This is a genomic window from Bacillus sp. FSL R9-9834 (assembly GCF_038006905.1).
Taxonomy (GTDB): domain Bacteria; phylum Bacillota; class Bacilli; order Bacillales; family Bacillaceae_G; genus Bacillus_A; species Bacillus_A pacificus.
The window spans coordinates 3020551-3041624 of record NZ_JBBOWD010000001.1; the positions used below are offsets into that span (position 1 = coordinate 3020551).

The window sequence follows — 21074 nt, forward strand, 5'->3', positions numbered from 1 at the left end:
TAGGAATATTCCTCTTCACTGCAACTCATCGCTATTTGTATAAGAGAAAATGGGATTTGATAAGGACTGTGGGTTGTATGCAGTCCTTTTTCGTTACAATAAAAAAGGAAATAGAAAATATCAAAGTTACAAGGAAGTGAAAATGGTAGAATAATATGTTACGAAGTAATGGGTGGACTGTAATCGGAGTGTAGGGTATACAGGCAATCAAGACATGGGGAATCACGTTTGCGGTATCCTTCCCCAAATCACAATAACCAGTAGCTTAAGACTTTTAATATAATATTAAAAAGTGGATATTCTTAAACACATATCCACTTTCAACTACGTATATTTGTCACCTTAAACATACTTTTTCCCTATTTATATACTTACCTTCGCTTCTCCAATATCCTGCTTTTTAATTAAATCTAAGTAAAAATGTGAGACAGTTGTGTTGTAATAAGGAGAAATAAAAATAAATGATAGATTAAATGTAAACATTCCGATAAATGCGGCTAATAAAAACCATCCTATAAATGATAACCAAAGAACAAATAACTTTAGCTTTTGTCCTTTCATTATTCTTTTACTTTCTCTCAATGCTTCACTTGCTGTATAATCAGGATTCTCTACTAATATGTAATACGACATGGAATAAGAAAAATATTTAATAATACCTGGAACAATTAATAAGAGACTCCATAAAAATAGAAAAATAGCTTGCAGCAGCCCCAATTTCATTGATTTAAACACATTCTTCTTTTTAAATCCCGAAAATACATCGTCTACCTTAGCATCTTCTTTTTTCCCTAAGTGTAAAGTAAAAACAGAATATCCATAATTGAAGATACCTTGTATGAGACTATAAATTAGAAAACAAACCCCACCTAAACCAATATAACTTAAAATAAGTACAGCAAGTGCTGTTGGATCTACTTGTGGTTCGCCACCAATTGAATAAATAAATAATGCATCCGGGCCAATTATCCCGATAAACAGTGCAAATATTAAATACATGAAAGTGGCTATTGCTGATGCACTTAAGGTCGGTACAAAATAGAATAAAGCTGATACTCCTATACCTACTCCCCATTTCCCATCTAACGAGTTAAGTGCTGCTTTCTTAAAATTTCTTGTCATTCTTGTATTCCCTCCTTTTTTCTTATTTTGCTTTACTAAAAACATAAAAGAACTTGTAGCAGGCCCCGCTACAAGTTCTTTTAGCCAAATACTTTAGCTCCTCGAAAAATTATTTATTCTACACAATCGGGGGTAATGCCTAAAATATGGTTTGTTAACATCATTATATAACATAATTATGAATTCTTGTTAAAAATTCTATATTTTTAGACAAATAATTCTCCACATTTTTACTTATTTTTTATTTTCATGTAGTCTTTTCTATTGGGGGTAGCACCACATTGCTATCAAGTTAAGAAAGGTAAATGCCCCAGAGCGAAATTTGGTGCTAACTTGTAGCAAAAAACTCATTTTATTTTTTGCTTAGCGTTGTCTGTTTCCGAAATGCTAGTGGTACCCCTAATTGTCGTGATAAAAGGAGTGGATCCCCCACTCCTCTTCTATTATCATATGATTGTTTAACAACATGTCTTCATAGCTAGATTTAGCCTTAAACTTCAACATTTTTGCCTTTCAGTAAAAATTATCCCCCTCCTTTTACGCTTGCTCCGACTTTCAAAATTATTTCGTATACCCACGATTCAGTTCCGTTAACTTTTCATTGATGTTAAAAATTTTCACTCTAATATCTTTTACACCAGCTGCTTCAAGTCTGTTCTTGTGCATTTCCGCGTATTTTTCAGCATCTTGTTTTTCTTCAAATACATAGATGCCTCCAGCTTCTTTTGTTTCTTGATTCTCTGTCCATATTTTCCAGTGGAATCCTTCTTCTTCGTTAATACTGTTTGCTAAATCCCAAAATCCTTTTTCCATTTCTTCACCAAAAGGACCTTCAAACGGAAAATCAACTTGTAATAAATATGCCATCTTTGCTCACTCCTATTTTCAATATTTTTCAATTCGAATGCAGATAATATCTTAAATGAGTGCTGCTATTATTCCTGCACTCATTTGAAATTTCACCTACATTTTCAAAACCCCTTTTATAAAATAATTACAAAATGATAGCAACTTAAACGCATACAGTTTAATTGCTTTAGGTTATGTTTAAAAAATATGATACAAACTTATCCCTAAACTAAGAACCAACAAAACAAGCGCAGGTATTGCTTTCTTAAAGGGATCTCTTGCTAATACAATAAGAGTTAATGCAGCTGCAAGCATCGTACCACCTAACAACAATCCTGCTAATAAAGCTACTGTTGGAATCCAAATTCCTATCAACATTCCAATCGCTCCTACAATCTCAAAAGCTCCAGTTAAGAAATTAAAAAACGAAGGTAAACCAAATCGCTTGAACTCGTCTGCCATTTTCCCAGAAATAATTTTCGTACCTGTCATTAAAAAGAACAGAAATAATACAACTTTTACTACATTGATTAATATTAAAATAGCAATCACATCTTTCTTATTTATTTGATACATTTACATGCTATAGCATATATAATATGAATTTTTGACTGGTACTAGGAAAAAACGTGATCCTGAATCGAATCTCATACAAAATAAAGATATCTCCACCATTCCTTAAAACAAAATTATATGCTATAGCATATATAATACATAAAATAAAGTTTGTTCCTTATGAATAGCATCAATAAGGAACAAGTATTAATAGCGTGTATCATACAATTTGTTTAATAATGATTGTAATACTTTAATCTCTTCTTCGCTCAAATTACTCGTAACGAAATGGTGAGCGTCTGTCACTACAGGCAAGATTGTTTTCTTTAACTCGTCACCTTTTTCAGTTAAAAAAAGGTTATGTGAACGTCGATCTTGCTCATTCAAATCCTTCTTTACAATCCCTTTTCTCTCCATTGACTGTATCATTCTTACGACAGTAGTTTGATCTTTATCAATCGCTTCTGCTAACTCTTTTTGAGTAGTGGCTCTTTGGCTACAAAGAACACTAATAATCCCCCACTGCTCTGGCGTAACTCCAAAAGGCTTTAATTTCTTCGTAAAATAATTCGTCATTTTCACATCAGTACGATGAACAAGATAGCCTATTAAATCATGTAAGTTCATATATCACCTCTATAAATTAATATATAAAAGAGTATAGCATACCAGTCAATTATTCACAGTGAATGTATTCATTTTATTAATTATATGCTATGGCACATATATTATAGTAGGTCATTTTAATTGTCAAATGAACTACCTCTTATTTTTCTGCAGTATGAGTCCAGCTTATTAAAAATAATAAAATCCCGTATTGAATAAAAACACGGGATTGTTATAAATGAGTTATTCACTTATTCGAAAGAAGTTCATTCGTTACATATTACTTATCTAATTAAGAACCATTCATATACCAGCCCAAACATCTTTTCCATATCGCCCTTCATCTTGCACTCGATCCAACCAATTCCTTGCTTCTTGTTCACTGACTTCATGAATTTCTTGATAGGCTTGACAAAGGGTGTCTTCTACGTCAGGAGCCATTTTACTTCCATCACCACATATATAAAGATGGGCCCCATTATCTAATAACGAAATTAAATGGATTCTATCTTCTTTTATTACATGCTGTACATATGTTTTAGGATGTCCTTCTAAGCGAGAAAAAGCTGTGTGTAAAGAGATTAATCCATCTCTTTCATCATTTTCTAGTTCTGTACGATAGAGATAATCCTTTTCAGGATGACGACAACCAAAGTATAGGTGCGCTTCTCCTAAGTTCATACCTTTTTGCTTTTGAACGCGACGGGCTTGTAAGAATCCACGGAATGGTGCAATTCCAGTACCTGGTCCAACCATGATAATTGGGGTTTCTGGATTTTCAGGTAATTGAAAGTTTGATTGTGGCGTTCGAATGAAACAGATAATCTCATCTTTATTATGACGCTGAGCTAAATAGTTAGAAGCGACTCCTTCATATGTCCCTTCCCCGCTCCATGCAGGCGCATTCACAACACCAACCGTAATACTCAGACGATCCTGTGCAATGAGTGGAGAGCTTGAAATTGAATAGTAACGCGGTTTGAGCGCCGGAAGAAGTTCTAAAAAACGTTCAAATCGGATTTCACAAGCCTCATACTTTTCAAGAAGATCTAACATTGAAATACGTTTCTTTAATATTTGTTCATGATAAACTCCGTCTTCCAATAATGATTCCAATTCCTTTTTATGAGGAGGACATGCTGTGAATGTCACCATTTCTCGTATTTGTGCTCGAGTGGCTGCTTCTTGCACTTCTACACTATAACTAAGAAGGTCATATAAACGAACAGGACTGTCTAAAGGTATGTGATTTACACTGCGCCCACTTGCGCTTAATATGACTTGATCCTTCCCGTTTAATCCAAAGCGTTTTAAAATTCGGTTGACATTTTTCTCACTATTAATTGGCAGCACCCCAAGGTGGTCTCCTTCTTTATACGTAGCGCCTTCTGGCAAGGATATCTCAATATGTCGCGTGCTTCTTTCACTGCTAGATGATTGAAGTTCACGATTTTCTAATATAGATGCATAAACTGCTTCATATGTTCGCGCAAGAGGAGATCCTCCAAGACGGCTGACAAATTGCAGACTCAAAGTACTGCGTTCTTTCTCCATGTTTTTGTTAAGTTCCAATCCAAATGCCTTCATCGCATCAGACCACATACTTTCTTTCCATTGCTCGAGCTGTTCCTCGAAATCGCCACTTGCATCTGCTTCTCCGCGTTTAGAAAATCTTGTTGCTCCTTTTTGAGCCATTTGCTCATCAATGTATCTTGGTATTCGCTGATAGGTACTAGCCCAATTATGGTCTCCACAACCAAAAACTGCGTATTGAACACCTTTTAGCTCATCCGGTTTTAATTCTTCCAACCACTGCACAAACTGTCCTGCATTACTTGGCGGCTTTCCATTATAAGAAGAAGTTACAATAAGAACCGCTCCTTCTTTTGGCAAACTTCCAATTCGATCGTTAAGAGCTGCCACTTCCGTTTGAACACCTTCTAAACTAGCTGTATCTGCTAGTTCTCTTGCAATACCTTCTGCTACCCCTGTATCCGAGCCATATAAAACAAGAAGCGAAAGATTATCGGCTCCAATAATAGAAGGAGTCTTCTGAACTTGCTGCTTAATTTCATGTTTTTTCGTTTTCTCCTCTGTAGGCGCAAGAACAGTAGTATGGCTAATAGTTTGATTTCGAGGTACAATCCTAATTTTAAAATCACCAGGCTTAAGCGTTAATGTTTGTTTTACGTCCAGCTGATAGTCTTCATAATCAATGAATTCAAAATGTTGAAGAAGCATTCCCATTACGAGTGTCGCTTCATGAAGTGCAAACTGCATACCGATACATGCTCGTTGCCCATTTCCAAATGGCTTATAAGCGTGATGAGGAACCTTATCCAGATTTTCAAATCGTTCAGGTTGGAACTCTTCCACGTTGTCTCCCCACGCGTCTTTATCCCTATGTAACTGTGGAATAAGAACAGAAATACGATCTTCTCCTTTTTTAATTGGATATTTCCCACCAATCACTGTATCTTCTTTTGCATAGAGACTGAATGCTGGAGCAGTAGGCCATAGACGTAGCGATTCATTTAAAATCATACGTATATACTTTAGTTTCATAACTTGTTGGTATGTTGGAGTGGGATCTGTTAAAACTCGGTCTACTTCTTCATAGGCTTTTTTCAACTTATCTGGATTTTTTAATAAAAAATAGATTGCAAAAGATAACAATCCACTTGTTGTTTCATGCCCAGCTATTAAAAAGGTGATAATTTGAAAACGAATATTTTCATCATCTAATTTTTCACCAGTTTCCGGATCCTGCACATGTAACATACGGGAAAGTAAATCATTTTCTTCCTGATTCCCACTATTTTTACGTTCAGCAATAATATTATCTACTAAAGAAAACATGGATTGAATATCATGTTGAAATTGACGTTTCGTTCTCCACATGAGTTTATCTTCTATATCCAGCCGCTGCAATTGGTGCATCGCCTCATCTAGAGCACGGGTCATGCTAGTAATAAAAGGATGAGGGGTCTCGCGATAAAAGCTATTAAATCGGTAATTAAAACCACATAGACCAATTGTATCTAATGTAAGGCGAGTCATATCCTCTGGAACATCTACGTTTTCATTCGGATTCAGTCTTGCCCATTTTTGAACGAGTTGTACAGCAATATCGACCATCATGGCATGGTAATCTTTCATTGCCCGTTGGCTGAATGTAGGCATCAAAATATTATGAGCTTTTTTCCAGTTAGGCTCTTGAGTCTCACTTGTAAATAATCCGTCTCCAGCAAAGGCACGAACCTTCGCTAAAGCACCCTCTATACTTTTATCAAATCTTGTTTCATCACAGACTTCTGCTACCAGTTCATGTCCAGAAACGACAATGATCGTATCACTTAAAGTTTGCATTCGAAAAATGGGACCATACTCTTCCGCTATCTTGATAAAGGATAAGGTCGGTTTATCTTTATCGATTAATGGGAGATTCCCTAGCGGTCCATATGTTTTCGGCTGAGGAATGGCAGATACTTTTTTATCCATTAAAAACACCCTTTCAAAAAATACTAAAATATCCCATTCAATAGAAAGAAGATAGCAATGAAGCGCCTGGGATAAAAATATGTAATTGATTACCTTATTTTATCTTTTCCCTAATTATTCACGATTATGATATTGCTTATAAGGTTGATATTAGATTTATAACTTGCAGAAAAAAGACGAAATTAAAATGAAACGTATTAGTATAATGTTTATCAGAAATTGAAAACTAAAGATTGTAGTATTTGGAAAGCCAATAGTTTCTAATGAAAAAGGATCTGATATGAAGATCAGATCCTTTTTTCACTGTTTCTTTCAGTTCTTTTCCCGTTTTAACTATCAGCTTCTTAGTAGCAAAACAACTTTTAGACATCATTATCTCGAGTTTTATTTTGCTCTACCGATTTAACCTCTCGACTGCTTCCGGGCTTGTATCTACACGTTTAACGAAAAAAACTAATAGTAGTGCAACAATATTCATGCCAAGCGCTACATAGAACGAATATTGGATTCCGGATAATAAAGCCTTCTGCGTTACCATTACCTTCGTAGCTTCTGTGAAGGTTGTTGGATCTAATTCAGACATTAGACTTTCAGCTTTTGTTTTTGTTACAGAATTCATAATCGTAACAAGAATAGCAGTACCAATTGAACCGGACACTTGTTGAGCTGTATTATTAACAGCTGTACCGTGCGGATTTAAGCGAGTTGGCAATTGATTAAGACCATTTGTCATAAGTGGCATCATCACCATCGCCATCCCAAACATCCGCAGCGTGTAAATAAGAATAATATGTGTGTGACTAGAGTCGATTTGCAGGTTTGCCAGCATATAAGTTGAAACAGCTGTAATGGAAAGTCCTACTATACCAAGAATCCGAGGGCCATATTTATCGAATAGTTTACCTGTAATTGGTGACATAACTCCCATTATTACCGCACCTGGAAGCATCATCAGCCCAGAGCTCAGCGGTGAAATACCGCGGACATTTTGTACATAAGCTGGTGTTAAAATCATACCCGAAAACATGGCTACTGCGTTGACAATTGCAATTACAGAGGCAAGTGCAAACATTGGGTACTTGTAAACACGTAAATCCAATAACGGTTCATTCATTTTTAGTTGACGGATAATGAAAGCAATTAGGGCAATAGCGCCTACGATTAAGGTTGTTAAGACAACTTTATTCGTCCAACCATCGGAGCTTGCAGAACTGAACCCATATAACAGACCGCCAAAACCGACAGAAGATAATAGTAATGAGAGATAATCAAGTTTTGCATTTTTGTTTTGTCTCATGACATTCTCAGATTTCCAAATCCCTAACAGTAAGCTTATGATTGCTAACGGTAAAATCATTTCAAAAAGCAAGCGCCAGTCATAATACTCTACAATATAACCCGATAATGTCGGTCCAATTGCTGGGGCTGTAATCATAACTAATCCAAAAATCCCCATTGCTGTTCCCCTTTTTTCTCTCGGAAAGCTTACTAGCATAATATTCATTAACAAAGGTCCCATGACTGAAGAACCTGCTGCTTGAACCATCCGGCCAGTAAGTAATAAACCGAAGTTCGGTGCTACAGCCGCTAAAGCCGTACCAAGGATAAAAATCAACATGGATGTAATAAATAAACTCCTATTGGAGAAGCGGGTTATTAAAAATGCTGATGCCGGAATTAATATACCACTTACAAGCATATATCCTGTAGAAAGCCACTGGATCGTTGAATAATCTTTAATGTCTAAATCCTTCATTATTGATGGCAAGGCTACATTTAAAAGCGAGTTATTTAGAAATGAAACAAATGCCCCAATAAAAAGGATTACAAGCATTACATATGGTGGTTTTCTTTTATGTAATGTTTCACTCATATATTTATTTGCCCCTTCATTATAAATTCCATTGATTAATTTCAATCATTCACATATCTGCACAAAAATACATTACCCTTGCAGTATTTTGCCATACTCTTCGAATGGATATTCTCTTTTTCGCAATTCTACTTGCTCTACATAACATTTTTAAATTTTTTTTATTGCTTAAACCTTTATAAACGCATTTGTTAACCGAAATTAAATTAGGCTACATTTTGAGGTGAAGTTGTCTTATCGCCCACAAATAGCAGGATAAATCAACAAGACAAGACCACACCCATTCCTTTAAATACAGGCTTGTAAATCTAGTTATGTAACCATCCATCAAAAGGAATATTACATAGGCTAAGTCTAACATTACATTTTTAAAGTAAGGGGAATAAGCTTATGCACCAATATCGGTATTTGAATTCAAAAGGAAATGAGGAGCATTATAATTACCAAATTTCAATGTCATCATTATATGTACAGCCCCAAATCACTAAAGCTGAGGGAATGAATGATTTGAAGATTCCTGAGAATTGGAATTGTCGCTTCTATCCAATTGGTTCGGATTCACCAGCCAATTATACAGCTTTCTATCCTCAGTCCCCTCCCTTCTCTTTGGATCAGCCAATCCATTATGCAGGGATGATGCCCCAAGGTCATCCCGCTAATTGGCCTCCATTCCCAGGCCATGCAGGTAATTTTCAAAAACCTCCCTTACCCTGGGCTCAACCATTCAACCATACAGGGATGTTTGCACAAGGTCATCTTGCCGCTTTACTCTCACCGCCAGCTAAGGCTTTTAAATTTAATAGCAATAACTGGGGTATTTTCGGAAACTCTCCAGGATGGGGAGGACAGATAAGTCCCATGGGATGGGGGAATAACGGCGGTTACGGTCAGACAGGAATGCTTGGAAACTTACTTACAGTAGGCAAAGGCACTATGAATGGAATTGGAATGCTTAGTAGTCTAATGGGTATGGGGAAGTTCTTCTTTTAGTGAATTAGAACGAGTGGATACGTCCATAGATCAAACATGCCCATCAGTGTATTGATTATATGGTTCCAGTACTCCCTCCAAGTTCGGTTCCTCTTATGTCAAATTATAAAAACATCTATTGCCTTGTATGTGATAACTTGATATAGGTATGGTGGCATTAACAAAATGCAAAAACCGGTTCCTTTACGAAAGAACCGGTTTTTGCATTTTGTTGGAAAAGTAGTCAAATCTTTTTTTCATTATTTAACACTTTGAACACGGCCAATTTGTCCATCTTGTAGTCGAACTTTAATGCCATATGTATGTGTTTCGCTATGTGTCAAAATGTCTTTCACAACGCCACTTACAGTTTTACTATAATCATTATCCAATTGAATAACTACATGGGAACCAACTGAAATTTGTGACCTTGTTGGTTTCCCACCTGTTGCTTGTGTTGGTTTTTCTTGTTTTTGTGTTCTCTCCTGTTGTGTAGACTGCTGTTGCTGAGCTTTCTTCTCTTCTTGTTTACGTTTTTCTTCTTCTACTCTTTGTTGCTCTTCTTGTTTACGTTTTTCTTCTTCTGCTCTTTGTTGCTCTTCTTGTTTACGTTTTTCTTCTTCTACTCTTTGTTGCTCTTCTTGTTTACGTTTCTCTTCTTCTACTCTTTGTTGCTCTTCTTGCTTACGTTTTTCTTCTTCTACTTTTTGTTGCTCTTCTTGCTTACCTTTTTCTTCCTCTACTACTTTTTTGTCTTCATCCACTTTTTGCTCATCTGGTGCACCCTTTAATTTTTCTTCATTACCTTTACAAGCACTTAAAGCAATTACACAAAAACTCATAAGTGCAAATAATAATAATTTCTTTGACATTTAAAAATCCTCCTATATATACATTACAAATTAATAACTTTCATAGCATAACAAAAGTATATGTATTTCTTTGTCGTAATTTGTCGTATATATGTAATTTCTACTAAAAGACTGGCTCTATAATAAAGTGAAACTTTAATCAATGGGGATTTTGTTCATCCCCCACTGATTATTAGTTGAACCAATCGGGCATTTACGGGCAATTAATCTCCCACCTAACTTCTTTGCTCCAGCCGAATTTTAAGATAGGAGTCTTACTGCCCGTTAATGCGGGATAAAAGCGAAGATTATTATATCAATTTGTGCACAGAAATTACGTTCGTTTACTAGCCGAGTGAGCTTAATTAATAAAATACAAGAAAACACCTTCATCTTATATATAAAAGGTTATCGGAATCTAACGAAGTCTATTATATGTTAAGACATTTTTAAAGAGCATAAAAAAACACCCTAAGGTGCCATACTCCAACTCGAGAATCATAGCTATGTATGGAGAAATTTAGAAAAGAGAAGTTTCTAATTATAATTTATAAAGTTATTATGCCATGTATTACATACATATTACCTTATTTACTGGAAGCTGAATCCAGTTATATCACTTTCTAATCAGTCTCGTTAAAGCCATCCCAAGAAATCCAACACCCATACCTATTAGCCATCCTGTTTGGCCATTCCCTAACATAGACCCTACTCCTCCGCCAAGAAACATGCAGCCAACAAATACTAATCCTCCAATTCCCCAATTCGGCCGTTCCATAGTTCAATCACACCCCTTCCATAAAACATATGCGATTAACTAGCCTAACTTTCTTGCATGGGATAGTTAATTATTTTGCTTATGTTTAGCACTTTCAGGGCAGTCAAAAGATGCGGAGATTGAGTCATTTGAATAAATTACAGAAGGAGAATTTCATTTTTTCATATTAAATAACTTAAGAGTGTGTTTCACAATTTATGACTAGCCCCACCGCTATCCAACTCAGATAAGAAAGCAAAAACGAAAATTATATGCATCATTGACTACTGTTAACGAGACGTTACGTTAACCCCACATGAAAACCCTATCCATCCAAATTTACACAAAGTTATCCTTGCTGATGGTACAATTAAAATCATGGAGGGATATTATGGGGATTTTTTTGTAATAACACTACTTCTTATAAACGGCACTGCAATATTCTTATTTTTCTTGTCTGTTTCACCAAAAATTAAGGCTAAAAACCTATCTTCAATAATGATCTGTTTAGGTATAAATCTAATCATAAGTCCAGCGGCTTTTCTTATAGGTGGGATAGCTGATTATGCAGGTGTGGTGGCTAATTATGGAGCTTATTTTGCGGGTGAGTCGGCAACAGCCCCTCCTCTAGTTAGTCATGCAATTTATTTTTTTGGAGGATTTCTCTTTATTCAGGGAATACCGCTGCTCATACTACTTGCAGCTTTTTGGAAGTTTGCTAGAGCAAAGAAAATAAAACAAGTATAGAAGGATGAGTGGATACTTTTTAGAGTAGGGATTCGCTTTTTTCTCGCTACCAATAATAGGAGTTCATGTCATACAATGGAGTTACTATTAGAAAACTGTGAGGATGATTACGTTGATAAAATTTGTAATTTGTTACGCTGCAAGTCTGTTTGCTTTCATTTTTGGATGGTTCTTGATTTCATATATTTCTCATCCTAGCTTTATTCACCCGAACGTTGTATTAGGATTCATTAAAACGATCATTACTTATGGTAGTATACCGGCTCTTGTAGCTTGTCTAATTGGAGAAGTGCTATACAGGAAAATCAAGCGATGTAGAGAATTTCAATTTGGAATTCCTATATTTATAGGACAAGCCGTTCTCTATACACTTATACCATTCCTTTTTCTTTTTCCTTTTAATTTTTCGCATTTCTTTGACTTCGTTGCACCTGTAATTATGGGATCCTTAGCTTTTTATTTCGTACGTCGAAAAATATAATTAACTTCACGAGTATGACAAAAAGAATCCTGATTAGTAAAACCACACTGTATAACCAAACAGAACTCAAAGAACGCATCAATTCTTGCGAAATAAACAAGAAAAAAATAAAGGCTTTGAGGAAGAAAATAAGTAATTGTGTGAAAAAAGAAAGGTACAGCTTACTGATTACTTCATAAACTCATAAAAAAAGGACCATACATATTAGACATATCTAAAATGTATGGTCCTTTTGCCATTTGAATTTCTTTTTAAACTTCTTATATTTTCTATACGAATGTCTAACGATGTTTAACATAAAATACGGTATTTTAATAGGGAAAGGCAATTTATAAATAAAAGGCAAATAAAATATAAAATATGCCTTTTCTAGGTCTCTCCACTTACTATCTTCTTTTGTTTTTAAGAAATCAGATACATCCACTACATACCCTCTTCCGTTTTCCATCATCACATTTTTCCCGTGAACGTCACAAGGAGTTAATCCTTGTTCTCTTGCATACTCTAATGCTTCATTAATATCAAGGATTACCTGCTTAGGAATTTTAATCCCCTTATGAATAGCATCGTATAAAGTAATTTCTTTTAAACGTTTCAATACTATGAAATTTTCTCCTTTATATATAAGCTTCGAATAAGAAGGATGGTTTCCAATTCTTCGGTATACTTCCGACTCTTTTTCAATTCCTTCTCCTTCTCGTGCGTAAACTTTCACTACCCAATCTTTGTATTCTTTATGCATGAATACTGCGGCATAATTACCTATCCCTAAACACTTCCAAAGTCTAGGAATATCTTTAACTACTACAGGCTCGAATTCATCCTCACTTCTAATGCTTACCTCTTTTAATAATTCGTTCTTTATCAATCCCACAAAACTATTTATACTCATCATTTCCACTCCGGTTTTGCTAAAAGGGGTCCCACCCACATTTTAACGAAAATATACACTAAATGAATTTTATCATAAAACGAGACATCTTTTTTCTTAAAATAAAAAGATGTCTCGTTTTATTTGAACTGTTGAATACTTACTATTTATTCCACTATTCATAGCCAAAAACCTTACAACACAAAAATATTTCTAACTATTTTTACGTATTTTCATTTTTCCAGAGGCAACTGTATATGGGCTTTTCTTAGTGCAAGTTCTCTTCGTTCATTGGCCATGCCAAATCTATGTTTGTTCATTGCATAAGCATAACTTAGCTTTTCATCTGGATCAGCAAAACAGAATGATCCTCGGTGCTGTACAAAACGTTCTGGGGGTAGTATGAGCTTTTAACTTGATGAGTATGGGTTATATACCCTATCTATACAAGTATTGTCTACATAACACATTATTATCGGTAGCAAGGACAAGAAGGCCTCTTCCCTTTACAACGGAACCTCCTTTCTTTGTTCTATCGATCTATGTATTTTTTTATACATTCCTATCCCGGCACGGTTTTAGGATTCTTTTTGTTGTTAGATAAATAAAAAACTGTATTACATCTTGCATCCTCCTAGGTGTAACTATATATGAACAGTACTTATTTGAACTTTCTCAATGACCAACATTACTTAACATAGTAAAATAGTATTCGGATGGAAATCCAATGTTATTAAAATTAAAGTGGTTATCAAGTCGGAGGAAGGCACCTTAAGGTGTCTTTTCTTTTTAAAATATATAAGCGAAGCGCAACTCTCCCTTCCCTCATGCCTCCTTACAGGGAGAATGATAAAGCTTTTTTTATTTACCCAATTACCGAGCTCTCAAATGTTTTAGCTAGTTACAATACATGTATTGCTTCAATAATAGAATGTCATTGAAATATACCAATAGATGTTAGTGCAGTAAAATAAATTATGTTATGATGTGAGCAAATATAAAGCTATCTAACGGAGGGATTCATATGCCGCATGTTGTATTTCGTGGAATTACTACTGAACAATTAAAACGCATAAGCAAGCCATTAGTAGAAGAGCTCGCAGAGATTTGTGAGTGTGGTACGGATAATTTTACGTTGGAACTACCAAGTTCTACATTTGTATTCAATGGAGAAGAAATAGAAGCGTTTCCTCTTATTGAAGTGAAATGGTTCGAGCGCGGACAGGAAATTCGTGATCGATTTGCCAAGGCCATTACTACATATGTAATGGATTTTGGACTTCCAGAAGTAGAGGTTGTATTTACGGTTTTCACAGAATCAGCGTATTATATTAACGGGAAGCATTGTGCAAGTTAGAGCTATTTGAAAGATTTTTGTACGGTTTATAAGGGGGAGGGCCACATTTCCATCAAGCCAAGAAAAGCGAATATCCACACACAAAAAATGAACTCTATTTTCATAAACAACTAACTGTGAAGAAACAATTTTTTTGTTTGGGGGACATCAAAATATTATCTTGATAGGTATGGGTACCGCCAGTATTTCTAAAAAAACACGCTAAGCACATTTCAATACAAAAAAGCCGAGTTTTATCCCACTAAGGATAAAATTCGGCTAATTGTAATTTCCATTGAAGGACTCGTTATATAAACTCGCCATTTTCATAGAAAAATATAACTTTAGCTAATGCATCGGCCTCACTCTTACCTAATTGTTAATTAACATACACATGTCGTTTAAATTGTCCTTTTTATATAAACCAGTCATTTTCCACATTTCTTTTTACATATATTTTTTAAAAGAAGGTTTCCATTCTGACAAATCTTGATAAACAAACGTTATGTTGTTACATATTTCCTCTGCAACTTCGTACATATGTTTTATATCATTAGCCGTAAATAATATAGACCCTTTGCGTTGCGTGCTATCTACAATAGTTGGTATGGTGTCGCCCTCTTTTACTACTAGATCAATTAATACGACCTCGGATATGTTAGTTAATCCTTTATACTTGATTTCTTTTAAGCAACCTGGTTTTGGAATCAAGCTTAAAGACATAGCTTGACATTTTGAAGGTACACATCTAAATTCATCTATAGTCTCAGTAGCTAGCGCATCATAATAGTATCCAAATTGAGATATGCCAGTTGTTAGTTCCACCATCTTCCAGATGTTGCCGCCACCTATTCTAACTTGAGACTCTATAATTATTGGTTTATTGTGTTTGTCTATCTTTATTTCTGTATGAGTAATGCCGTTTTCCATTTGCATATCATCCAAAAATAACATTACTTTCTCCATAATGAATTGCTTTTGAGATTCATCTATAGGTGCCGGCATAATCGTATAGTTTATTATAAATGTATCTTCTTTAAATACTTCAGCTGATATAGCAAGTATAGAATGTTTTTTGTTATAAGAAACGGTTTCAACCGTATAAACTATATCACCTTCAATATACTCTTCCACTAAAACAGGTAGTTGAATACCATTTTCTTTAATAAACACTCCTACGTCATCTCTCGAGTTTAGCTTACATACTCCTTTACCCCCTGCCCCAATCGGCGGCTTTATTATAACACTATCTTTTTTATTCAAAAATTCATTAATATCTTCAGTGTTATTACAAACTATCGAATCTATTGAAAAGTCTTTACTTGCTAGCATTTCACGCATCATGTCTTTATTGCGAGTTATCATATTAGCATTGTAAGAAGGCCCTTGAACATTAAAAATCTTTGCAATTATGCAAGCTGTATCTAATGCTATTTCGTTAAAAGATACGACCACATGAAAGGGTTTCTCTTTAAATAATTCTTCAGCATAGTATATAGACAAGGGTATGTTTGTTGTGTCTATTTCTTTTTTATAGAAACATTTTTCTAAGATAACTCCATCAAAATATATGTGTTTAGCGTAAGATCCTATATACGAAACGGTATACCCACTATCTAATGCATCTTGTATAGGTTTTGTCCATCCCCCTATAAATAAAATGTGTGGTTTATTTTCTATGTCATTTTCTTTTAATACCTTATACATCATAATCATCCCCTCTCAAATGAACTCGTATATTCAATGTCAGTTCCTTTTGATACGCCTCGTCTTAACAACGCCACTAAACACAATGTTGTTCCGAAACCTCCTATAAATAACGTAGTTTGAAGGCCGAATATAGAAATTAAAAATGCACTAGTAAAACTTCCCAATGCCCAAGCTCCCCAATTAAGCGTGCGCTGTACAGCATTTACTCGGCCCAGCATGTGATTTGGTGAGGCAAGTTGTCGTATAGTTGCAGCGTAAGGGCCAAATACACCTTCTCCCATACCATGTATGATACTTGCGGCTACTATACCGTAAACTGTTCCCATATATCCCATTATCGGTATAAAAGCCAAACCGGTAACTGATACAGTAGCGCTATAAATAAGCATTTTTGTATTATTAATTTGTTGACTTTTTTTCATGAGAACCGTATTACCTATTAAAAATCCGACCGCTGCTGAACCTACAACAAACCCTATTTCAATTTCAGATAGACCCATTACCTTATAAAGGAATATTACTAAAATACTATTTAATATGTATTTAAAAAAACCGTAAACAGCACCACATGTCACAATTGGCTCTAATACAGGGTGTTTTTTGAAATATATCAAACCCTCATATATGTTTTCGTATATGGATTTTATATTTACGTCTTTTAAAGAACCCTCTGTATGCGGTTTAAACTTTGAAATAAATAATACAAACATAAAACAAACAAAATACGTTACTGCGTCAACAGTGAATGAACCTGTTAATCCGACTAGAGTAATGACGATTCCAGCTAGCATAGGACCAATTACTATAGAAAGAGACTCCGAAAGTGCTAGTTGAGCATTTGCTTTTTTTAAGTTGTCTTTATCTGTTACTATTTCTGGTAAGAAAGAAGGAATGGCAATGTTGTAAAACGTGGTGAATATTCCATTTAAAAACATGATAAATACCAGTAAAGGGAACGTTATTATATTTGTTACAGTCAGTATGAATACTGATAAAAACAATATGCCTTGACATATACTACAAATTAGCAAAACATTTTTCCTATGAAAAATGTCTATTAAAGCACCGGCTACTAACCCAAAAATTAGGTAAGGGACGAATATAACCCCACGAAGCATAGCAGCATTTGCTTCACTTGTTTGTAACACCTCTAATGCAAAAAGTGGCAAAGCTACTATTGTAAACTGAGTACCTAACAAACTTATAGACTGTCCTAGCCAAAGCTTGTGAAAATTAAAATGTTTGCTACCTTTCATAATATCCCCCCGTTAAATCCATCTTTATAAATGATCAAGTTTACGATATAAGTCAGAGTAGGCAAAAACTATCTTTCAACTAATGTCTGTACCACATAAAAATTCGAAACCTGCTATACAAGCGAGTTTAGTTTCAAAATGAAAACTTGATGTTTAAAAATTACCTGGCTAATGAAAAGCTCATCTTCCGAAAGATACTTCCGCATTTGTTTATAAACCAATTGGTATACTGATGGAATTCACTTGTAAGAATCTAATTGTTAATTAGTTTGTTTCGAATTCATTTTCCGATTGTATGTCACTTTGCATCACCTCCAGCATCAGTATAACCTTGAAGGCACGCTGTTGTACGCATTTTGGAATGTAATAGCAAGATAACGAAGCTACGATGACGAACTGAATGGATTTAACCTTGTTATTGGAGGACACATATATACATGACAATTGATTAAAATACATCAAGCCCTATGAGATAAATTTTTAGATAAACCAAAATAACAAGCAAAAAGCCCCTTCAAATTTGAAGGGGCTTTTTAATATATAGAAATTAACTTAAATTAAAAATAACATCTCTTAAAAGGGGGGCATTTTTTTATTATTCATGTTTATTGAGGAGCCTTCGTTTGAAGCAACTTTAACCCCATGCTAATAAAAATCAGTCCTGTTACTTTATTTAGAATCATTCCTACCTTTTGATTTCCTCTTAATTTTTTGGTGACATAGGAAGAGAAATAAGCAACAAATAAACACCACAATAGTCCAGTTACTGTAAAAGTAATTCCTAAAATGATAAAAGGTATAGGACCTGAAGCCCTTGTATCTATAAACTGCGGCAGAAATGCAATAAAGAATAAAGAGACTTTTGGGTTCGTAAGACTTGTTAAGAGTCCTTGTAAATATATCTTTCTTTTGATTTACAACCGATAAAACTGATGTGGTATACCATTCGTATCACGGAGCCAAAACTCACTATTGAATAAGTAAAGCCCCAGAAATCCAAAGATCTCTGGGGCTTCCTTATATATTTAGCTCTTTTTGCTTTTTGTTTTGTTTATATCTATACAGCAATTTTCGGCTTATTAGAGAAATCACTAATAAAGTCAGTATCAATACGACAAGTTGCATCCATGATAAATCAAAATATTTAGCACCTGTAACGATTAAAAGTGTAGAAATCGTTCCTTTTACAATGAAAAAAATAATAATCCATAATCCGCCTTTTTTCCAGTTCATTTTATATTACCCTTTCCTACTTTTAAATTCTTGAAAAAATTAGTGATAGTTTTTGAATGTGACACCTTAATAAAAATCTATTATATTAGTAAACTTTTTCACGAAAATCATATCTATTTATATACGACGATTCCATCATAAATGAAAATGATATTCAGTGTCAATTTTATTGACTATTTGAAAACCTGTTTCTTCATCTGAATCTCTCTCCACTTTGCTTCTTATAAGCAATGAACTCTTGTCTTCAAACAAAAACACCTCCATTGCATTTGCACACTTAGTATGCGAATGCAAGAGGTGTTTTTTCATGGACCATTAGGTAAAATTTCCTGCTTTGTTTACTCGTTTAAGTTTTTAATGCGCAATTATATTCTAGTACACGATAACTGGATCATACGTGTTCAAGCTATCATACACAGTTTTTGCAACGTTAGGAAGAAGGTTCACACAACCACCTGATCCTCCTGTTAAATAAGCATTACTTCCCCAGTCTTTTCGCCAGCCGGCATCATGGAATCCTTGACCGCTATTTGTGAATGGAACCCAATAATCTACTTTCACTGCATAATCAGCTTTCCCTACTGCACTGCCTCTTAGCGTATATGGTGTTCGTTTGTATAGAACGTACCACACACCTGGTGATGTATCTTCACCTGTGCTATGTTTACCCGTTACTACATTTGTTGTGAGGACTAATTTACCCTCTTTGTAAATCCAAATTTGTTGATCTGCAATTGAAACTTCTGCATATGTGTCTCCGATGCCATTATTCGATGTTGTTTTATAACCGATCCCTTCCTTCTCCCAACCATTTCCGTGAATATTAGAAGCAGAAAGTGATTTTTCGCCTTTCTCAAAGGCTTGTTGAACTTGTTTTGTCTCTTTTTCAACATCTAGTGCCCAGCCGTATCCTTGACCTTTTACTGATATGACCGAACCAGAATGCGTTTTAAAAGCGAAGTCTTTATGTAATGTAGATTTAGCCTTATTAATTTCAGCAACCTTATTCTTAATTTCGTTCGCATCGATTGTCACCTTCATATCTTTTGACATAGACGCGTTTTGAATTAAATCTTTCGCTTTTAATGAATACACTTCATCCTGCACTTTATAGTCAACAGACTGCGTAAGAAGATTTTGTAATGCTTTCTCTTCTTTTTTAATAATCGGATCGTCTTCTTTAATAGGCTGTATGTATGCAGACTTTAAATGAATTTCGCTTTTATGCTTCTGCTTATCGTAATCTTTTAGTAAACTCGTAACGTCATACTGTTTTCCATCAACACTCTTCGAAATTACAACTTTTCCTTGTTCAAGCTTCGCCATAGCATCTTGAGGTGCTTTTAATTTTTCATTCATGGAAACAAGCTTTTCTTCTACAAGTTTTTTCATCGTTTCACTACGATACTGATCCGCTTCTTTCGATAACAATGAATACTCTTTTTCCTTTGAAGAAGGGAAAAATGTCCACTGGCTTTTTAATAGTTTCTTAACTTGCGGCAAATCTTTTTCCGTCAGTTCCGTCTTTGTCTCTTTTTCATCTAAAATTTGTTGTTGATCAATATAAACTTTGTTTGCTAATCCAGATGTTTTTAATTTCTGTATTGCCTGATCAGCGCTCAAACCACCAACTTTTGTATCATTAATCGTAACATTAGAATTGAAGTGAGTTGCCTGATAATAGCTCATTCCTCCAAGGAGAAGTGCAAGTACTCCGCCACCTGCTGCGATAAGCTTCCAATTTGTAAAACGTTTTTTGGATCTTACCCGTTTTTTCTCAACTTCTTCAACAGATTCATTTACTGTATTATTGTTCATCAATCTTTCCCCCGTATACATTAACGTCAATTGATTTTAAACCAAAACCATTGATTAGTGTACCTTATTTTTCCTGAAATTTCATTGTTTTAACCAGATTTTATCTATTAAAGTTAGATTTTTTAATAGAAAGATATATAAAGATGGTAAATAACGCGAAAAAGGACCACATCAATCGAGTTATTATGGGACCCATCGCATTTTGAAGAATGAAACTCTATAAACATTTTAACCTAGTAAAGTAATTTTTAGAAGGTCCAAGTTAAAGACAGGCAGCATAGAATATCTCTTATTTATGAAAAATATCCACAAAAAATGACCTACATGTAGACTCTTTTTTGTGAATATTTTAATGCCACATGTTTTATTAATTTAAATGCGAACCATGCTTCCTGCTTGTCACCAAGTTTCACAACCTCTACTATCGGCCTAACTAATTTCACCTTATGATATCTTTCTCATCAACAATTTCAAGTTTCTTGAAAACTATTATATATGTTTATACCACGCTTTATTGATACGTTTAATCTTTACAGGTG

General features: G+C 34.7%; 17 protein-coding genes and 1 pseudogene. 4 read left to right on the top strand and 14 right to left on the bottom strand.

Annotation, left to right across the window (positions count from 1 at the left end):
• Positions 1-363: 363 nt before the first annotated feature.
• From MKY00_RS15625 to MKY00_RS15650, 6 genes are all read right to left on the bottom strand, one after another.
• On the bottom strand, positions 364-1122 hold the full coding sequence (locus MKY00_RS15625) for a DUF975 family protein (protein WP_000197713.1): 759 nt from the start codon (positions 1120-1122) through the stop codon (positions 364-366).
• Positions 1123-1683: 561 nt separating this feature from the next.
• Complete coding sequence (locus tag MKY00_RS15630; RefSeq protein ID WP_000323770.1) at positions 1684-1989, bottom strand: monooxygenase; 306 nt, start codon at positions 1987-1989, stop codon at positions 1684-1686.
• A gap of 180 nt (positions 1990-2169) precedes the next feature.
• Positions 2170-2547 carry a DoxX family protein gene (locus MKY00_RS15635; RefSeq protein WP_016717965.1) on the bottom strand — a complete coding sequence of 126 codons (378 nt, stop codon included), beginning with the start codon at positions 2545-2547 and terminating at the stop codon, positions 2170-2172.
• Positions 2548-2733: 186 nt separating this feature from the next.
• Positions 2734-3153, bottom strand: coding sequence for a MarR family winged helix-turn-helix transcriptional regulator (locus MKY00_RS15640; protein ID WP_001048555.1), 420 nt, complete (start codon positions 3151-3153; stop codon positions 2734-2736).
• Positions 3154-3435: 282 nt separating this feature from the next.
• On the bottom strand, positions 3436-6633 hold the full coding sequence (gene cypD, locus MKY00_RS15645) for a bifunctional P-450/NADPH--P450 reductase (RefSeq protein WP_016717967.1): 3198 nt from the start codon (positions 6631-6633) through the stop codon (positions 3436-3438).
• A 394-nt stretch (positions 6634-7027) separates the two neighbouring features.
• A complete protein-coding gene (locus MKY00_RS15650) occupies positions 7028-8506 on the bottom strand; it encodes a DHA2 family efflux MFS transporter permease subunit (protein WP_029141146.1) in 1479 nt (492 codons plus the stop codon).
• Between the two features lie 390 nt (positions 8507-8896).
• On the opposite strand from MKY00_RS15650, the gene MKY00_RS15655 reads away from it, so the two are divergent.
• Positions 8897-9496 (top strand): hypothetical protein, encoded by a 600-nt coding sequence (locus tag MKY00_RS15655; RefSeq protein WP_016717968.1) that lies wholly within the window; start codon positions 8897-8899, stop codon positions 9494-9496.
• A 239-nt stretch (positions 9497-9735) separates the two neighbouring features.
• Here the strand turns inward: MKY00_RS15655 and MKY00_RS15660 are convergent, their stop codons facing one another.
• A complete protein-coding gene (locus tag MKY00_RS15660) occupies positions 9736-10347 on the bottom strand; it encodes a YwbE family protein (protein WP_016717969.1) in 612 nt (203 codons plus the stop codon).
• Between the two features lie 595 nt (positions 10348-10942).
• Positions 10943-11104, bottom strand: coding sequence for a hypothetical protein (locus tag MKY00_RS15665; RefSeq protein ID WP_016717970.1), 162 nt, complete (start codon positions 11102-11104; stop codon positions 10943-10945).
• Positions 11105-11461: 357 nt separating this feature from the next.
• Here MKY00_RS15665 and MKY00_RS15670 point away from each other — a divergent pair, with 357 nt between their 5' ends.
• Both MKY00_RS15670 and MKY00_RS15675 read left to right on the top strand, forming a co-directional pair.
• A complete protein-coding gene (locus MKY00_RS15670) occupies positions 11462-11830 on the top strand; it encodes a hypothetical protein (protein WP_016717971.1) in 369 nt (122 codons plus the stop codon).
• 103 nt (positions 11831-11933) lie between these two features.
• The gene (locus MKY00_RS15675) at positions 11934-12311 is read left to right on the top strand and encodes a hypothetical protein (RefSeq protein ID WP_029141147.1); all 378 of its coding nucleotides are present in this window, start codon (positions 11934-11936) and stop codon (positions 12309-12311) included.
• Positions 12312-12525: 214 nt separating this feature from the next.
• Here the strand turns inward: MKY00_RS15675 and MKY00_RS15680 are convergent, their stop codons facing one another.
• Positions 12526-13203 (bottom strand): serine/threonine protein kinase, encoded by a 678-nt coding sequence (locus MKY00_RS15680; protein WP_029141148.1) that lies wholly within the window; start codon positions 13201-13203, stop codon positions 12526-12528.
• Positions 13204-14206: 1003 nt separating this feature from the next.
• Between MKY00_RS15680 and MKY00_RS15685 the strand changes: the two genes are divergently transcribed.
• Positions 14207-14539 carry a DUF1904 family protein gene (locus MKY00_RS15685; protein WP_001120967.1) on the top strand — a complete coding sequence of 111 codons (333 nt, stop codon included), beginning with the start codon at positions 14207-14209 and terminating at the stop codon, positions 14537-14539.
• Positions 14540-14965: 426 nt separating this feature from the next.
• Here the strand turns inward: MKY00_RS15685 and MKY00_RS15690 are convergent, their stop codons facing one another.
• The 5 genes and pseudogenes from MKY00_RS15690 to MKY00_RS15710 all read right to left on the bottom strand — a co-directional run bounded on the left by MKY00_RS15690 (position 14966) and on the right by MKY00_RS15710 (position 20535).
• Entirely contained in the window at positions 14966-16225 is a 1260-nt protein-coding gene (locus MKY00_RS15690) for an ATP-grasp domain-containing protein (RefSeq protein WP_016717974.1), read from the bottom strand.
• 5 nt (positions 16226-16230) lie between these two features.
• On the bottom strand, positions 16231-17484 hold the full coding sequence (locus tag MKY00_RS15695) for an MFS transporter (protein WP_016717975.1): 1254 nt from the start codon (positions 17482-17484) through the stop codon (positions 16231-16233).
• A gap of 605 nt (positions 17485-18089) precedes the next feature.
• Positions 18090-18392: pseudogene (locus MKY00_RS15700) on the bottom strand (LysE family translocator); the annotation flags it as partial.
• 109 nt (positions 18393-18501) lie between these two features.
• Complete coding sequence (locus tag MKY00_RS15705; RefSeq protein ID WP_016717976.1) at positions 18502-18717, bottom strand: hypothetical protein; 216 nt, start codon at positions 18715-18717, stop codon at positions 18502-18504.
• A gap of 372 nt (positions 18718-19089) precedes the next feature.
• Positions 19090-20535: a L,D-transpeptidase family protein gene (locus MKY00_RS15710; RefSeq protein ID WP_016717978.1), complete on the bottom strand. Its 1446-nt coding sequence runs from the start codon at positions 20533-20535 to the stop codon at positions 19090-19092.
• Positions 20536-21074 lie beyond the last annotated feature (539 nt).

Coding starts and splice junctions, on each gene's coding strand:
- MKY00_RS15685 (WP_001120967.1), top strand. CDS start 14,207: ATGCCGCATGTTGTATTTCGTGGAATTACTACTGAACAATTAAAACGC.
- MKY00_RS15650 (WP_029141146.1), bottom strand. CDS start 8,506: ATGAGTGAAACATTACATAAAAGAAAACCACCATATGTAATGCTTGTA.
- MKY00_RS15690 (WP_016717974.1), bottom strand. CDS start 16,225: ATGTATAAGGTATTAAAAGAAAATGACATAGAAAATAAACCACACATT.
- MKY00_RS15670 (WP_016717971.1), top strand. CDS start 11,462: ATGGAGGGATATTATGGGGATTTTTTTGTAATAACACTACTTCTTATA.
- MKY00_RS15665 (WP_016717970.1), bottom strand. CDS start 11,104: ATGGAACGGCCGAATTGGGGAATTGGAGGATTAGTATTTGTTGGCTGC.
- MKY00_RS15655 (WP_016717968.1), top strand. CDS start 8,897: ATGCACCAATATCGGTATTTGAATTCAAAAGGAAATGAGGAGCATTAT.
- MKY00_RS15675 (WP_029141147.1), top strand. CDS start 11,934: ATGATTACGTTGATAAAATTTGTAATTTGTTACGCTGCAAGTCTGTTT.
- MKY00_RS15680 (WP_029141148.1), bottom strand. CDS start 13,203: ATGAGTATAAATAGTTTTGTGGGATTGATAAAGAACGAATTATTAAAA.
- MKY00_RS15710 (WP_016717978.1), bottom strand. CDS start 20,535: ATGAACAATAATACAGTAAATGAATCTGTTGAAGAAGTTGAGAAAAAA.
- MKY00_RS15705 (WP_016717976.1), bottom strand. CDS start 18,717: ATGAACTGGAAAAAAGGCGGATTATGGATTATTATTTTTTTCATTGTA.
- MKY00_RS15625 (WP_000197713.1), bottom strand. CDS start 1,122: ATGACAAGAAATTTTAAGAAAGCAGCACTTAACTCGTTAGATGGGAAA.
- cypD (WP_016717967.1), bottom strand. CDS start 6,633: ATGGATAAAAAAGTATCTGCCATTCCTCAGCCGAAAACATATGGACCG.
- MKY00_RS15695 (WP_016717975.1), bottom strand. CDS start 17,484: ATGAAAGGTAGCAAACATTTTAATTTTCACAAGCTTTGGCTAGGACAG.
- MKY00_RS15635 (WP_016717965.1), bottom strand. CDS start 2,547: ATGTATCAAATAAATAAGAAAGATGTGATTGCTATTTTAATATTAATC.
- MKY00_RS15640 (WP_001048555.1), bottom strand. CDS start 3,153: ATGAACTTACATGATTTAATAGGCTATCTTGTTCATCGTACTGATGTG.
- MKY00_RS15660 (WP_016717969.1), bottom strand. CDS start 10,347: ATGTCAAAGAAATTATTATTATTTGCACTTATGAGTTTTTGTGTAATT.
- MKY00_RS15630 (WP_000323770.1), bottom strand. CDS start 1,989: ATGGCATATTTATTACAAGTTGATTTTCCGTTTGAAGGTCCTTTTGGT.